Source organism: Streptomyces sp. NPDC054786 (assembly GCF_053611685.1).
The window spans coordinates 1-15,302 of sequence record NZ_JBSHAW010000029.1; the positions used below are offsets into that span (position 1 = coordinate 1).

The 15,302-nt window shown below is 74.3% G+C and carries 10 protein-coding genes; 7 read left to right on the forward strand and 3 right to left on the reverse strand.

The annotated features are described in order from the left end of the window. Window positions 1–87: 87 nt before the first annotated feature. The 3 genes from ACWGI6_RS23995 to ACWGI6_RS24005 all read right to left on the reverse strand — a co-directional run bounded on the left by ACWGI6_RS23995 (window position 88) and on the right by ACWGI6_RS24005 (window position 2,656). Window positions 88–1,245 carry a helix-turn-helix transcriptional regulator gene (locus ACWGI6_RS23995; protein WP_453269428.1) on the reverse strand — a complete coding sequence of 386 codons (1,158 nt, stop codon included), beginning with the start codon at window positions 1,243–1,245 and terminating at the stop codon, window positions 88–90. Between the two features lie 2 nt (window positions 1,246–1,247). Further along, the gene (locus tag ACWGI6_RS24000; RefSeq protein ID WP_453269429.1) at window positions 1,248–2,174 is read right to left on the reverse strand and encodes a DUF4097 family beta strand repeat-containing protein; all 927 of its coding nucleotides are present in this window, start codon (window positions 2,172–2,174) and stop codon (window positions 1,248–1,250) included. Between the two features lie 299 nt (window positions 2,175–2,473). Then, on the reverse strand, window positions 2,474–2,656 hold the full coding sequence (locus tag ACWGI6_RS24005; RefSeq protein WP_030081126.1) for a DUF6104 family protein: 183 nt from the start codon (window positions 2,654–2,656) through the stop codon (window positions 2,474–2,476). Window positions 2,657–2,809: 153 nt separating this feature from the next. Here ACWGI6_RS24005 and ACWGI6_RS24010 point away from each other — a divergent pair, with 153 nt between their 5' ends. From ACWGI6_RS24010 to fxsT, 7 genes are all read left to right on the forward strand, one after another. Then, complete coding sequence (locus tag ACWGI6_RS24010) at window positions 2,810–3,238, forward strand: CU044_2847 family protein (protein WP_393908732.1); 429 nt, start codon at window positions 2,810–2,812, stop codon at window positions 3,236–3,238. After that, a complete protein-coding gene (locus tag ACWGI6_RS24015; RefSeq protein ID WP_453269430.1) occupies window positions 3,238–5,637 on the forward strand; it encodes a VMAP-C domain-containing protein in 2,400 nt (799 codons plus the stop codon). Before ACWGI6_RS24010 ends, ACWGI6_RS24015 begins: the two co-directional genes overlap by 1 nt. A 353-nt stretch (window positions 5,638–5,990) precedes the next feature. Then, window positions 5,991–7,046: an AAA family ATPase gene (locus ACWGI6_RS24020; protein WP_453269431.1), complete on the forward strand. Its 1,056-nt coding sequence runs from the start codon at window positions 5,991–5,993 to the stop codon at window positions 7,044–7,046. A 5-nt stretch (window positions 7,047–7,051) separates the two neighbouring features. Then, entirely contained in the window at window positions 7,052–10,450 is a 3,399-nt protein-coding gene (locus ACWGI6_RS24025; RefSeq protein WP_453269432.1) for an SAV_2336 N-terminal domain-related protein, read from the forward strand. A 104-nt stretch (window positions 10,451–10,554) separates the two neighbouring features. Further along, the gene (locus ACWGI6_RS24030) at window positions 10,555–10,773 is read left to right on the forward strand and encodes a YxD-tail cyclophane-containing RiPP peptide (RefSeq protein ID WP_393908728.1); all 219 of its coding nucleotides are present in this window, start codon (window positions 10,555–10,557) and stop codon (window positions 10,771–10,773) included. A 160-nt stretch (window positions 10,774–10,933) separates the two neighbouring features. Beyond that, on the forward strand, window positions 10,934–12,088 hold the full coding sequence (locus ACWGI6_RS24035) for an FxsB family cyclophane-forming radical SAM/SPASM peptide maturase (RefSeq protein ID WP_453269433.1): 1,155 nt from the start codon (window positions 10,934–10,936) through the stop codon (window positions 12,086–12,088). Window positions 12,089–12,221: 133 nt separating this feature from the next. Continuing rightward, entirely contained in the window at window positions 12,222–15,233 is a 3,012-nt protein-coding gene (fxsT, locus tag ACWGI6_RS24040) for an FxSxx-COOH system tetratricopeptide repeat protein (RefSeq protein WP_453269434.1), read from the forward strand. Window positions 15,234–15,302 lie beyond the last annotated feature (69 nt).

The following is a 15,302-nucleotide window of genomic DNA, read 5'->3' on the forward strand; positions in this document are numbered from 1 at the left end:
AGACTGGGCGCACACATCGGGTGCGCCCACCCCACCACGGTGCCGGGCGGGACCGGCCGTGGGGCCGCCCTGCCCGCCCCCGTTCGCTCAGTCGTCCCGGTCCGTGAAGGACGCGTACTGCTCCGGATGACGCAGCAGTGCGCCGATATGGGCGGCGGCCGTCGACAGTCGGCGGCGGGACTCCTTCAGCTGCCCGGCCGTGACGCCGTGATCGCGTGCGGCGTCCCGCAGATCGTCGCGGAAGCGGTCCAGCAGCCGGTCGAAGTCGCGGGCCGGGTCGTCGCCGGCCGGTTCCTCCGCCCACTCCGGGGCCGGCGGAGCCTCCGACGCCGGGCCCTCCCCGGGGTCCTCCTCGGTCAGGTCGACGCGCTCGACCGTCACCCGGGTCCCGTTGTCCGCGCCGCCCCGCCCGGCCCCGTCCGGCTCGCCGCCCCGCCCGGTGCCGGACGGGCCCGCGGTGAAGCGGCCGACCTCGCGGGACACCTCGGACAGCGCCTCGCGCACCGCGCCCGACCAGTCGCCCGACCGCACCGCCCCCTGGGTCTGCTCCTGTACGCGTTTGATGACCCGCTGGACCTCCTCGCGCGCGAACACCTGGGCGTCCCTGGCCTGCTTACGGGCCCGCTGAGCGTCCTGCCTGGCGCGCCGGCTCTCCTCCTTGGCCCGCCGGGCCTGCTCCTTCCACTCTTCCCTGGCGCGCCGGAACTCCTCCTTCGCCTGCCGCCAGGACTCCTTGTCACCGAACGCGGCGTCGAAGTAGCCGGAGGCCTCCGGGAAGGGCCGCCCGGCCGCGTCCTGCCGGGCGTCCGTCGTCCCGTCGCCGTTCCGGCCGGCCTTCCCGGCCCTTCCCGCGTCCTTGCGGGCCTGCTGGGCGGCCTCCCGGATCTCGCGGCGCAGATCCCGCGCCGAGCCGCTCACGTCCTCCCGGATGTCGGAGGCCAGCGCGGCGACCGACTCCCGGATCTCCAGTTCGAGATCCGCCAACTCGCCCCCGCGGTCGGCGAGTTCGGCCCTTCCGGCGTCGGTGATCGAATAGACCTTGCGGCCGCCCTCGGTCGCATGCGTCACCAGGCCCTCGGCCTCCAGCTTGGCCAGTCGGGGGTAGACCGTGCCGGCGGAGGGGGCGTAGAGGCCCTGGAAGCGTTCCTCCAGGAGGCGGATGATCTCGTAGCCGTGCCGCGGGGCCTCGTCCAGCAGCTTGAGGAGGTAGAGGCGGAGGCGGCCATGGGCGAAGACGGGGGGCATGCTCAGAGCACCTTCTTCCCGGCGGGCGGGTCGGTGGGGGAGTCCTCGTGCGGACCGGGGGCGTCACCGGGGGCGCCGTGCCGGCTGCCCTCGTCCTCGAAGGAGGGGCGGCGCAGCAGGGCCAGCGCGCCGGAGAGGGTGGTGACCTTGAGCGTGCCGGTGCCCGCGCCCAGCGAGCCGGTGATCTTCTTCGCGCCCCACTGGCCGCTGACCCGCAGATCGTCGAAGGCGTTGGAGATCGTGCCGCTCGTGGTGTTGGCCTCGACCTTGGTGTCGGTCGGGTCGGGCAGCCGGATGGCGACTTCCCCGGAGACCGTCGTCAGGGTGATGTCGGCGCCCGTGGCGGGGTCCAGGTCGAGAACCATGTCGCCGCTGACGGAGTCGGCGTGCACCGCACCGCCCGCGCCGTCGATGACGGTCAGATCCCCCGAGACGGAGTTGAACCGCAGATCGCCGGTGACCGACTGCACCTCGACATTGCCGGAGACGGTGTCGGCCCGCACCCTGCCGGTCAGCCCGACGAGCGTGCTGTCACCGGAGACGCCGCGGACGTCCGTACGCCCCGAGATGCCGGAGACCACCGCGCCGGCGCCGATCACACCGACCTCGACGCGGGTGCCGGCCGGTACGGTCACCGACACCACCGCGCTGCGGTTCCACCCCTTGCGGTCGAGGAACTTCAAGAAGCCCTTCCAGGGGAGGTCCTCATAGGCGAGCGACAGGGTGCCGTTCTTGCACGAGACGGTCAGCGGCGGGCCGTGCAGCTCGCTGATCTCCAGGCGGGCCGGGCCGCCGTCCGTGGTGCCGACGACATTGACGGTGCCGTTGACCACGCGCACGTTCAAGGCGTCGAGCGGGTCGGTGATCTCCAGCGTGCGTGGTTCGGCCACCTGCATCGGATTCTGCGACCACTCGGTCCGGGCTGACATTCCTGGCCTCCCCTGGATAGCCGTGCAACGCAACATATCGCGTCTCCTGGAGACACGTTATATCGCGGGTTGCGGAAGTCAAGCGCCCCTGTCCCGGACCTTGCCCCTATGTGCCGGCGATGCGTCCCCCAGGGCGTGCCCGCACAGTCCCGTCGTCCGCCCGCAGGCCGGGCGGGACTGTGCGGACATGCCCTGGGTGTCCTGCGGCGGACGGCAGTCTTCTGCGGCCGGGACGGCGGCCCGTTGTCGTCCGCTCGTCCGGCACCTGCGTGCCGTGGGACGGACGGCCCCGCCTCGGCCTACTCGTCCTCGTCCTCGTCGTCCAGGCGGGCCAGCCAGGTGGCCAGCCGTTCCACCGGGACCTCGAAGTCCGGGTTCAGGTCGACGAACGTACGCAGCTGATCGGCCACCCACCCGAGGGTGACCTCCTCCTCGCCGCGCCGGTTCTCCAGCTCCTCGATGCCACGGTCAGTGAAATACACGCGCTCTCCACCAGGGGTCATGGGTCATTCCCGGCCAGGATAGGCAGGCTCACGGACCTCTCGCGCCACAGGCGGCCGAGGGCTAGCCTGATCACCTGTCAACGGTCCTGCGGCAATGGGGGAATTGCCGCCCACGGGGAGCAGGAGGCCGTGATGCAAGATCGCGCGCAGCGGATCGAGCTGCCCGACGGTACGGAGGTCTGGGCCAGGGTCTCCCGGCTCGACGCCCCAGGGCTCGACGGGCCGGACGACGCGGACGGGACCGACGGCGAATTCGAGGACGTCGGCGCCTGGGACGCGCTCGGTGCCCGGGTCGAGGGGCTTCGCGAGGTGATCGGCGGGGTTGCCGCCAGCGTCCGCCAGGCCGCCGAGCGGGTCGCGCCACACGAGACCAGTGTGACCTTCGGCGTGGAACTGTCGGCCAAGCCGGGCAAGGCCGTCGCCCTGCTCGCGGACGGCGAGGCGAAGGCCAATCTCTCCGTCACGCTCACCTGGCGGCGCGAGGACGGGACGCCGTCGGCGGCGGAGCCGCACGGGGGGCGTGCGGCCGGCCGCCGGGAGCCGGATGATGCGAGCCGCTGATGACGACTTCCGAGGGTCGCACCGCGGGCCGCGGTGACCGCGCCCACTACGCACAGCTCCTCGACCACGCCGGACGCACCACCGTCGGCCTGCGCGCCGCGCCGGGCGCGACCGCGGGGCGGCTGTGGGGCAGCGGGGTGCTGATTGCCCCGGGATGGGTGCTGACCTGCGCACATGTACTCGCGGCGAGTGACGGGCGACGCCGCGGCACGGGCCCGGACGGGGTCATCGGGGTCGCCCTCGGCGGGCGGGTCGTGCCCGCGCTGCCCACGTACGACCTGAGCCGGCCCGACCCGCACGCCGGCCCCGGCACCGCCCGCGCCGACCTCGCCCTTCTCCGGCTGCTCGACCCGGAGATCGACCACCCCTGCGCCTGGCTCAGCGACCAGCCGGCGACGCTCCTGGAGGACGCCTATATCTTCCGCGGGCACGACCAGCCGGGCGGGGGAGCGGACGGGGACGGAGACGCGGACGGGCGCGGGCACCACGGGCACGGTGGCGCGCGCGGGGGCGCGGCGGCGGCCGGGGGCCGGTCCGGGAAACGCGTAGTACGTGAGTCATCTGACGGCGATGGCGCAGGGAACGAGGGTGCGGGCCGCGGAGTCCACGGACCGGGCGAGGAGCGCGGCCGGCGCGAGCCCGGCGAGGGGCACGGCATCCATGGACCGGACGGCGGGCCCGCTCCCGCCGGGCCCGCCGGGAGCGGGCCGGGTGACGGGCGCGGGCCGGGCGAGGGCCGGGGTGTGCACGGCGCTCCCGCCGCACCGCGGGCTCCCGTCACCCCCGTCGACCCTTTCATCGCGGTCCGCTTCGGTGCCCGTGACGCCCGGGGGCTGCAGTTCGGCAGCGATGTCCGGGTCACACCCGGCGCCTCCGGCGGGCCGCTGATCGACTGCGACCGCGGCGAGGTGGTCGGCATCGTCAAGGGCCGCCATCAGCAGGACCACGTCGGGCTCGCGGTGCCGGTCACCGCGCTGCGCGGGCTGGGCCCCGAACATCTGATTCCGGGCGCCGAAGGCCTGGGTCCCGAGCCGTATCACGCGCTGATGAGCCTGCACGACCGCTGGCACTGGGCCGGTCAGGACCTCGGCCGCAGCACCGGCCCCACCTGGTTCGACGCCCAGCACGCGATCATGTCGGGCCGGGGCCGCCTGTGGGGCGTACAGGAGCGGCTGCAGGCGCTGGACCTGCTCGCCCGGCTGCCCGCACCCCGCGATCCGCTGGTCGTGGAGGCCGCGGTCGGCGAGGTGCTGGAGCGCGGGGACCGGCCCGGGGCCTGGTCGCTGCGTAGTTGGCGGGACGGCCACGGCGCGCTCTACCAGGGCAGCGACCCGTACACCGAACTGCGTGCCTTTGTGCACTATCTGCGGATCGTGGCGCAGCTGACCGCCGACGAGGTGCGCGACGTACCCGGTGAGCAGGCCGCGGCGGTGCGCGAACAGGCGACCCGCCTGGCGGAGTTCGTCCAGGCCAAGGCGGTGGTGCTGCAGCCCCAGGACCGCCGCAGGATAGGTCCGGTACGCCGCCGCCCGCGCTCCGTACTCGTCGAGTTCGAGCCGCTGTTCTACGACGAAGGCGGCCAGGAGCTGTTCAACTGGTCGGTCAGCGAGGGCTACGGACAGGGGCAATGGCTGCGGGTGGACGTCCAGGAGTCGGCCGGCGGGGTGCCGTTCGAGCAGGCGCGGGAGCAGGTGCTGCGACAGCTCGGCGGGCGGCTGCTGCGGGCCGACGGTAACTCCGGGCCGGGTGCCCGGGTACGCCTGGAGGTCGCCGTCCCCGAAGGCCACTGGCACACCGCCGCAGGCCAGTGGGAGGTCGCGGCCTCGACCCGGCGCACCGCCCGGCTGCGGCCGGTGGGCCCCGGTCGCGCCGTGATCCTGCGTGACCAGGGACGGCGCGAGCAGGTCGACCCGGCCTGGCTGCGCCGCTGGCAGGGCCTTGCCGCCACCCGTGAACTGCAGGCACTGCGCATTGCGCCGCACACGGGCGACGGCGCCCGGCCCGGCTCCGCCGAGGCGATCTGGCGGCTGCTGGAGACGGCCGGCGAGGGCGCGCTGCCCGCGCTGTGCCATACGGTCGCCGACGGGTTCGGGCGGGATGCGGTCGGTGTCGTCCTGGACACCGGCTTCCCCGCCGGACTGTGGCCGGCCGGCGGCCACGGCGAGGAGCGGGACTGCGATGCCGGATGCGAGGAATTCCACCGCGGGGTACGGGAGTTGCTCCAGGGCTCGGGCGGGGTGGTCCGGCTCCCCGAGCTGGTACGGCAGCTGCGCGCCAAGGCGGCCGAGGCCGCCGAGGAGGGCGCGCACTGGGCCCGCGATCTGGTGCTCCTCTACGACGACCCGGAGGACCCGATTCCGCCGCTCTTCACGGACCGCCCCCAGCTGTCCCCGCGATGAGCGGAGCCCGGAGCCGCCCCCTCGGCGGTCCGGGCGCCGCGCACGCCCCCCTGCGCCTCGCACGCGCCCGGTGCCCACCCCGGCCGCTTCCGCCCCTCGTGCGGCAAGTCGCGCCCCGCACAGGGCACTTGGCCGCCCGTGATGCCCCGGTGGGAGACCGGAAACCGCCCCGTGCGCTTCCGTCAGGCTGGGTACTGTCATAGCGTCGTGGAAGACTTGTGTGTGAGTGCGCGAGTGCGTGATTGCGGGTGGCGGACGTGGGGGAGGCCGGGGTGGACGATGCCGACGCCTCCGGTGATCCGCCATGACCATCGCTCCTGACCGAGGCCTGGCCGGCGACGAGGAGTTCCGACGTGAGCGACTGGCTCATCTACCGTGGCGCGGGGGCACCGCACGACGGAATTGAGCACCTTCCGCCGCCACCCCCGTGGCGCGATTTCGACGGCGGCCCCCTCGTGGCGCCGCCGGCCGCCCTCGACCCGTCCTCCGAGCGCAGGCTCGGCGTGCAGCACCGGGAAGCCAGCCACCACCGGCCCGGCGAGACCGAGCGCGAGCTGGTCAACGCCGCCCTCTATCTGCGCCGTCCACTGCTGGTGACCGGCGCGCCGGGCAGCGGCAAGAGCACCCTGGCGCATTCGGTCGCCTATGAACTCGGCCTCGGCCGGGTGCTCGGCTGGCCGGTCGTCAGCCGCAGCACGCTCCGCGACGGCCTGTACGACTACGACGCCATCGGCCGCCTCCAGGACCTCCAGATCGCCCGCGCCGCCCCGACCGCGGAGGACAGCGGGGCGGCGTCCGGCGCGGACCCCACCGACGAACCCGGCGGCGGTATCGGCCGCTACATCCGCCTCGGCCCGCTGGGTACGGCCCTGCTGCCCGCCGCCCGGCCCCGTGTCCTGCTCGTCGACGAGCTCGACAAGAGCGACATCGATCTGCCCAATGACCTCCTCAACGTGCTGGAGGAAGGGGAGTTCCGCATTCCGGAGCTGGAGCGGCTGGCCGGATCCGCCCCCGAGGTGGAGGTGCTCAGCGACGACGGCGCGCGGGTGACGGTGCGCGACGGCCGGGTGCGCTGCCATGCCTTCCCCTTCATCGTCCTCACCAGCAACGGCGAGCGGGACTTCCCGGCGCCCCTGCTGCGCCGCTGTATCCACCTCCACATCCCGGTCCCCGACAAGGAGCGGCTCGCCGCCATGGTGCGGGCGCACTTCGGCGAGGGGGCGGCCGAGCGCTACGAAGCGGTGATCGACCGCTTCCTGGACCGCGAGCCCGGCGATGTTCGCGCCGTCGACCAGCTCTTCAACGCCATCCACCTCACGCAGAAGGCCGGCTGGACGGACGAGGACGAGGAAGAGACCCGACGGCGTCTGACGGCGGAGCTGATGCGGCCTCTTGATCGGACGAGGTGAGTGCGGTGCCCCTCGGGGAGCCCGGCCCAGGCCCCCTCGACGAACTCGTCGCCCGGCTGACCGCGGCGGGGCTGCCGGCCGACGCCCGCGGGATGGCCGACGCCCTCTGGCTCGCCCAGTGGATCACCCCGGACGCGTCACGGGCCGACGGCTCCCCGGAGCCCTCGCCCACCCGTGCGGAGGGGCCCGACGGTAGAGATCCGGCCACTTTCCGGGTGGGAACGGCCGTATCGGCGGATCCCGATGGCGCCCGCGGAACACCACCGGCCGACGGCGGCCCCGGTGCCGCCGACACGGACCCGTCCTCGTCCGCGCTCAGGGACGGCGCCCGGCGCCGTGTCGCGGAGCTGCTGCCCACCCGTGACGAGCGGCTCCCCGACCCCGACCGGCAGCGCCTGGGCGAGGTCGCGGTCCCGACCGCCTCCGCGTTCCCCGGGCTGCTGCCGCTGCAGCGCGCGCTGCGGCCCATCCAGCGCTACCGCCCGCCGGTCGCCCCGGTCCGCCGGAAGCTGGACGAGCCCGCCACCGCCGAGCTCTCCGCCCATGCCGAAATGATCATCCCGGTGCTGCGCGGGGTGCACCGCCGTGCGGCCGCACTGCGGCTCCTGATGGACGGCTCGTCCTCGATGGCCGTCTGGGAACAGATGCTGCACGACCTGCGCCAGGTCTGCGAACGGGTGGGCGCCTTCCGCGATGTGACGGTGCACTACCTCCACCCGCACGGCGCGGACATCGGCGTCGCGGCGGCCCCCGGCCCCGGCCGCCCGCTGCGCCCCGCCGACCAGCTGCACGACCCGACGGGCCATCACCTCACCCTCGTCGTCAGCGACTGCGCGGGCCCCCTCTGGCGGGACGGCCGGATGCAGCGGCTGCTCTACCGCTGGTCGGCCGACGCCCCGCTCGCCGTGGTCCAGCCGCTGCCGCAGCGGATGTGGGCGCGCACCCTCCTGCCCGCCGTCGCCGGCACCCTCGTCCGCCGCCAGGGCCCCTACCAAGTCCTCGGCTTCCGGCCGGCCCGCCGTCGCCGGCGTCCCGCCGGGGCACCGGGAGCCCGGCCCGAAATGCCCCGCGAACGCGCCATTCCGGTCCTCTCCGCCACCCCCTCCGCCCTCGGCTCCTGGGCCCGGCTGGCCGCCGCCGACGCCGGTCTCTCGCTGCGCGGCGCGGCCTCCGTCGTACGGGCCGACCACGGCGCCGGGCAACCGGCCGGACCGCCGCCGGCCGCCGAGCGCGCCGCACCGGCCCGTATGGTCCGCGAGTTCGACCAGCAGGCGTCCCCCGCCGCCCGGCTGCTCGCCGTCCATCTCTCGGCCGTCCCGCTCGCCCTCCCCGTCATCCAGCTCGTCCAGCGCGCGATGCTCCCGCAGACCGGCCCGGCCGAGCTGGCGGAGGTGCTGCTCAGCGGCCTGGTCACCCAACTTCCCGCGGAAGAGCGGGCACCGGGGGAGCAGGCCGGGGTGAGCGGCCCGTGGTACGACTTCGTGCCGGGCGTGCGCGACGAACTCCTCGGCCGGCTCAGTGCGGGCGAGGCCGCCCTGGTCCTCAAGCACTGCTCGCTCTACATCGAGCGCACCTTCGGCCGCAGCGCCCGCAACTTCCCGGCCGTCGCGGTCGCCATGCTCTCCGGCAGCGGCCGTGAGCCCGAGACCGGCCAGCGCGCCGTGCCCGAACCCTTCGCCCGGGTCTCGGAGCGCGTGCTGCGCCGTTTCGAACCGGCCCTGCGCCCGCCCGTCCGGCGGCCGTACGCGTCCGACGGTCCCGCAGCGGAAGGCGCGGCCCTCCTGGAGCGCTACGAACAGGACCGCGCCGTCCGGGATCTGATCGAGGCCGTCCGGCTGCTGCGCGCCGCCACCGAACGGCTGCCGGTGGCCGGTACCGACCTCGCGCGCGCCCTGCTGCACGCCTGGGCGAAGTGGCGCCAGCCGGACGCCCTGGAGGAGGCCCAGCGCGCGGCACGCGCCGCGGAACGCGCCACGGCGGAGGGAGCAGCCGACGACCAGGAGGCCGCCACCGCCGGCCGGGAGGCCGAGCGCACCCGGGCGCTGATCGTGCTCGGCCGGGTCGGCCACGCCCGCGCCCAGGAACGCCGGACCGCCGGCACCACGGCCGAGGAGCGCAGCGCACTCGCCGACGCGGCCCGCCATCTGCACGCCGCCTGCGGGCTGATGAGCCTGCTCGACCCTCGCGTCCTGGAGAGCATGGTGCTCCGCACCGAGGTCCTGCGCCGCCTCGCCGGCCTGCCCGCCGACGACGGCCCGCCGGGGGCCGGCGAACTGCCCGGGGCCGACGGCCTGGCCGCCGACGACCCCCTCGACGAGGCGGAAAGTTCCCTCACCACCCTCCTCGACCAGTGGCCCAGCGGCGAGCAGGTACCCGGCGAGGTCTACGCCGCCCGGGGCGGTGTCCTGCTCGACCAGGCCCGCCGGGCCGCCCGCAGCCGCGAGGAAGGAACGCGCCCCGCCGAGGCGCTCGCGGTACGCGCCGCCGACGACCTCGACACCGCCGCCGTCCTGCTGCGCCGCCGCGGCAGCGCCGCCGACCGGCTGGTCTGCGAGACGCTGCTCGCTCTGGCGGCGGCCCGCCAGCTGACCGGCGGCGCGGGGCTGCCGTCCGTGCTGCCCACCCTCGAACGTGCCCGTGCGATGGCCAGGGAACTCGACGACCCGGCCCTGGAAGCGGACAGCCTGCGCCGTACAGCCGCCGTCCAGCGCGCCGTACACACCCGGACCGGCGCCCTGACCGCCCTGGACGCCGCCATCGCCGCGCTGGCCGCCGCGCTCCGTCTGACCACCCCCGATTCGCCCGAGCACAGCGCACTGCTCGCCGAACGCGGCGCGGCGCTGCTGCTGCGCGCCCGGCAGGAGCCGGCCGACGAACCGGGCAAGCGGCTGGCCAACGAGGCGGTGCACGTCCTGCGCGAGGCGCTGGGCCGGGCCGGGCCGCAGGACCCCGACCTCGGCCACCACCGCCTGCTGTTCGGCCGCGCCCTGCGGCTGCGCTACGAACGCCAGCCCTCCCTCGCCGATCTGCACGAGGCCGACTGGATCCTGGAGCTGGCCGCCCGCGGCGTGGACGTACCGGACGCGGTGTCGGCCGAGGCCTGGCTCGAAGTGGGCGACATCCAGCTGCTGCTGGACCGCCGCTTCGACTCCCGCGAGCGCCACGACCGGGCCGCCGCCTGCTTCCGCCGTGCCGCCGCGGCCGCCCGGCGGGCCGACAGCCCCTTGCCGGCCGCCCGCGCCCATCACCGCCGCGGCGAGGTCCTGGAGGTCACGGCCGGCCCCCGTTCCGCGTTGCACGCCTACCGCGAGAGCTGGGAACAGTGGCAGCGCGCCGCGGAGGAGACCGGCGCCGAGGCCCAGCGCACCCGCGCCCGTATGCGCGCCCTCGAAACCACCGGCTGACCGCCCCGAGCGCCCGTCCGGCTGCCTGGCCGTCCGCACCGGAACGTGTTTCTGTGGACGGGAGTTCGGGAACACACCCGTCCAGCCGGCCAGAGGAGAGCAGCGTGGCGACTACCCCCCGCACCGAACCGGCGGTGGCTGCCCCGCCGGGGCCGTCGCCCGAGCGGCTGCCGGATTTTGCCGGGGTTGACGTGGGCGTTCTGGCGGCGCGGACGGATCATGCGGTGCTGGGAGAGGTGGCGGCGCTGCTGCTGCGCAACTGGCCGGCGGCGGACGACGCCGTGGCGTATTACGAGGACGGCCCGGAAAAAGCCTTGCATTGACAGGCAAGAACGATTGTTTTTGGGCAAACGTGCAAGGGAACCGGCCAGTTGCTGGGGGAATTCGGTTCCACGATCGAGACGGGAGCCATGTACCAGTCAACGGGCGGGAGTTGACGATCCCGCACCTCGACGCAGGCAGACGAGTGCAGGGGGCGACGCCGTGGCGGGGGAGAAGACCGGCCGGACCGCCGCCGTGCCCTTCCGGCAGTTCGTCCTGAAGGTCCACAGCCGCTGCAACCTCGCCTGCACCTACTGCTACATCTACGCCGGCCCCGACCACAGCTGGCGCACGCGCCCGCCGACCGTCCCGGCAGCCACCGTCCGGCAGACCGCCCTGCGCATCGCCGAACACGCCCGCACCCACCGGCTGCGTGAGGTCCGTATCGATCTGCACGGCGGAGAGCCGCTGCTCACCGGCCCCGGGCCGCTCCTGGAGCAGGCCGCCGCGATCCGCGCCGCGCTGCCCGCCGACTGCACCGCCGACTTCGGCGTACAGACCAACGGGACGCTCCTCACCCGGGACATGATCGACACCCTCGCCGCCGCGGGGTTCCGGCTCGGCCTCAGCCTGGACGGCGGCACCCCCGGCCTCAACCGCCGCCGTATCGACCACGCCGGGCGGTCCTCCTGGTCCGCGGTCTCCCGCGCCGTACGCCTGCTCCAGGACCGGCCCGACGTGTTCGCCGGCATCCTGTGCACCATCGACATCACCGCCGACCCCGCCGAGGTCTACGGCTCACTGCGCGCCATGGACCCCCCGATGGTCGACTTCCTCCTCCCGCACGCCAACTGGTCCAGCCCGCCGCCCGCCCCCCTCGGGCCGGCCGGCCGCACCCCGTACGGCGACTGGCTGTGCACCGTCTTCGACCTGTGGTGGGACGGCAGCCCCGGGCCCCGGGTGAGGGTGTTCACCGAAATCCTCGGTCTCCTCCTGGGCCGCCCCAGCTCCAGCGAGGCGGTCGGTCTCTCACCCGTCGTCGCCCTGGTCGTCGACACCGACGGCGCCATCGAACAGGTGGACTCGCTCAAATCCACCTATGAGGGCGCCGCCGCCACCGGCCTCGACGTCTTCCGCCACACCTTCGACGAGGCCCTGGCACACCCCGGCATGGCCGCCCGCCGCAGCGGCCGGGACGGCCTCGGCGCACAGTGCCGCGGCTGCGCCCTGGTGGAGGTGTGCGGCGGCGGCAACTACGCGCACCGCTACCGCGCGGAGGCCGGCGGATTCGCCAACCCGTCCGTCTACTGCGCCGACCTGGAACGCCTGATACGGCACATCGCGGCCCGGCTGGACGCCACAGTGGCGCTCAACTGACGTGCCTTCAACATGACCTGACGCACTGTCGTCATATCGGGGGACACTTGGGCTATCGTGCCAAAGAGCCAGGGCGTGCCTGATGAGACAGCCTCTGCACGCGCGCACCATCGCATCTCAGGGAGACGGTCGCATGGTCGATCAGGCCACCTTTTCCGGTCCCACCGGCTCCAGCGAGCACATCACCATCAGCTATGCGGGCTTCACCCGGCCCTGGGCGGCGTGGATCTCCCATCAGCTGGAGCAGCAGGGGCATGGCACGACCCTGCTGCGCTGGGACCCCCAGGTGGACACCGCGCTGGTGGAGGAGCTGTCGGGGCTGCTGGCGGCCGAGGGCCGGCTGCTGATCGTGCTGGACGACTGGTACTTCCGGCTGGGCCCCAAGACGCAGGAGGAATGGACGGCCGCGCTGCGGGAGGTGGTCTCCCCGCACGCCGACCGGTTCGCCGCGGTGAGCGTGGCCACCCAGAGCCTGCCCGCCACGGCGTCCCTGCTGCGGCCCGCCGACCTCCGCGACCTGGACGCTCACGAAGCCAACCGCCGGGTGCTGCAACGGCTCGGCATCGCCGGTGCGGGCCGGGCCGTGGAGGAGGAGGCGCCCGGCGCGCCCCGCTTCCCGAACAACCCGCCCGAGGTGTGGAACATCCCGCGCCGCAACAACCGCTTCACCGGCCGCGACAATGTGCTCGAAGAGCTGCACGGCAAGCTGGCCGGCTCCGGGGCGGGCGCGGGCCCGCCGCTGGAGACCCGTATCGCGCTGTACGGCACCTCCGGCGTCGGCAAGAGCCAGATCGCCGCCGAATACGCCCATCGCTTCGGCAACGACTACGACGTGGTGTGGTGGATCAGCGCCACCAACCGCGGCGCCGCCCGCGAACAGCTCGCCGAACTCGCCACCCGCCTCGGCCTGCCCGTGGGCCGGGAGCTGGGCGACCGCATCCGCGCCGTCCACGAAGCGCTCCGCGTCGGCCGCCCCTACCGCCGCTGGCTGCTGATCTTCGACAGCGCCGACGACATGGAGCAGATCGAGGACCTGGTCCCCGACGGCCGCGGCCATGTCCTGATCACCACCCTCACCCGCGACTGGTCGGGCTCCGGCAGCGCCCAGGAGATCGAGGTGCTGCCCTTCGACCGCATCGAGAGCGTCGCCTACGCCCGGCGGCGGGCACCGCGGCTGACGCCGATGGAGGCCGATCTGCTCTCCGACGCCGTCCAGGACCTGCCGTTGCTGCTCGCCCAGACCGCCGCATGGCTCGACGCCAACCCGATGTCGCCCAAGGAGTACATCGAGCTGATCCGCCGCGGCGAGCCCAGCCTGGTCGGCATCCGGATCTCCTCCGACTACCCCATGGCCTTCCAGACCAGCTGGGCCATAACTCTCAACACCCTGCGCGAGCGCAGCCCCGGAGCGGTCGAACTCCTCAAGCTGTTCGCGTTCTTCGCCCCGGACACCATCCCCGTCCCGATGCTCGCCAAGGCCCGCCGCGGCGACCTGCCCGAACACCTCGCCGACCTGGCCGCCGAACCGATCAGCTGGAACACCGCACTGCGCCGGCTGACCGAATCCACCGCCGTACGCCTCGACTACCAGGTCTCCCAGGACGCCGACCCGGCCGTGGAAACCGCGCTGATGCACCGGCTCTACCACCGGTTCCTGCGCAGTGACATGACCGAGGACGAGCGCGATCTGATGGCGGCGACGGCCTGCCGGGTGCTGGTCACCGCCGACCCGCAGAACCCCGCCGACACCCGCTACTGGGAGCGCTACGCCGAACTCATCCCGCATCTGGAGCCGGCCGGCGTCCTCGACAGCCCCGAGCCCGCGGTCCAGCAACTGCTGCTCAACTGCGTCGAATATCTGCGGGTCCGCGGCGAGTACCGCATCGGCCTGCGACTGTGCGAACAGTTCATGTCCCGCTGGCGCACCCGCCTCGCGGCCACCCAGCGCACCATGCTCGTGCTCACCCACCAGCACGCCAACATGCTGCGCAGGCTCGGCCGCTACCGCGAGGCCGAGGCGGTCGGCAGCGCCGTCGTCGACCAGCTCTCCGCCGACCGGGACCCGGCCGACGCCGACCTGCTGCGGGCACAGGACGGCCTGGCCGGCACCCTGATCGCGCTGGGCTCCTACGAGCAGGCGTACGACCTCTTCGATGCCGTCTGGCGGGCCTATGCCGCCCTGCTCGGCCCGGAGGCGCCCCGCACCCTCTCCTCGCGGCACAACCTCGGCACCGTCCTGGCGCTGCTCGGCCGCTACGAAGACGCCCTGGTCACCCACCGCGAGGTGCTGGCGTTCCGGGAGCGCGAGCTGCGCGCACGGCACCACCTCACGCTCAACGCAGGCACCGCATACGCCCGTACGCTGCGCCTGCTCGGCCGCTACCGCGACGCCACCTCCGGCCAGGAGCTCAACGCCCGGCTGCATCTGCAGGTCATGGGCCCGCACACCCCGCAGACGCTGCGCGCCGAGCACAACCTCGCGCTGTGTCTGCGCCGCTCCGGCGAGGTCACCCGCGCCGCCACGCTGCTGGCCGACCTCGTCGAGCGCTCCCGCCGGGTGCAGGGCCCCCGCCACCCCGAGACGCTGATGGTGCGTGCGGACCACGCCACCTTCCTGCGCGAGCACGGCGACCTCGGGCACGCCCGCGACCTCGCCGAGGAGGTCGCCGAGCGCTATCGCGCCCTGGCCGGCGAGCGCCACCCGTACACCGTCGGCACCCTGGGGAACGTCGGGCTGGTCCGCGCCGAGTTCGGGGAGGCCGCTGAGGCGCTGGAGCTCGCTGACCGGGCGCTCGGCGGGATGACCGAGGCCATGGGCCCCGGCCATCCCTGGACGCTGGGCTGTGCGCTGAACGCCGGTGCCGCCCGTAACCGGGTGGACGACGAGGAGGGTGCGGTGGAGTTGGGCCGCGCCACACTGGAGCGCGCCAAGGCGACGCTGGGCGACGCCCACCCGCTGACCCTGTCCGCGAAGACGGCACTGGCCGAGGACCTGCGGGCGCTGCGCCGTGGCCAGGAGGCGGCGAAGCTGGAGCAGGAGGCGATCGGGCAGCTCTCCGAGACGCTGGGCGCCGAGCACCCGCACACCCTCTCCGCCCGGCGCCGCCGGCGCCCGTACTGGGACTTCGAACCGCAGCCCGTCTAGCGGGCACCGCGAAAAAGGACCACCGCACGCGGAAGGGCCCGCCCCCACAGGGGACGGGCCCTTCCGCTC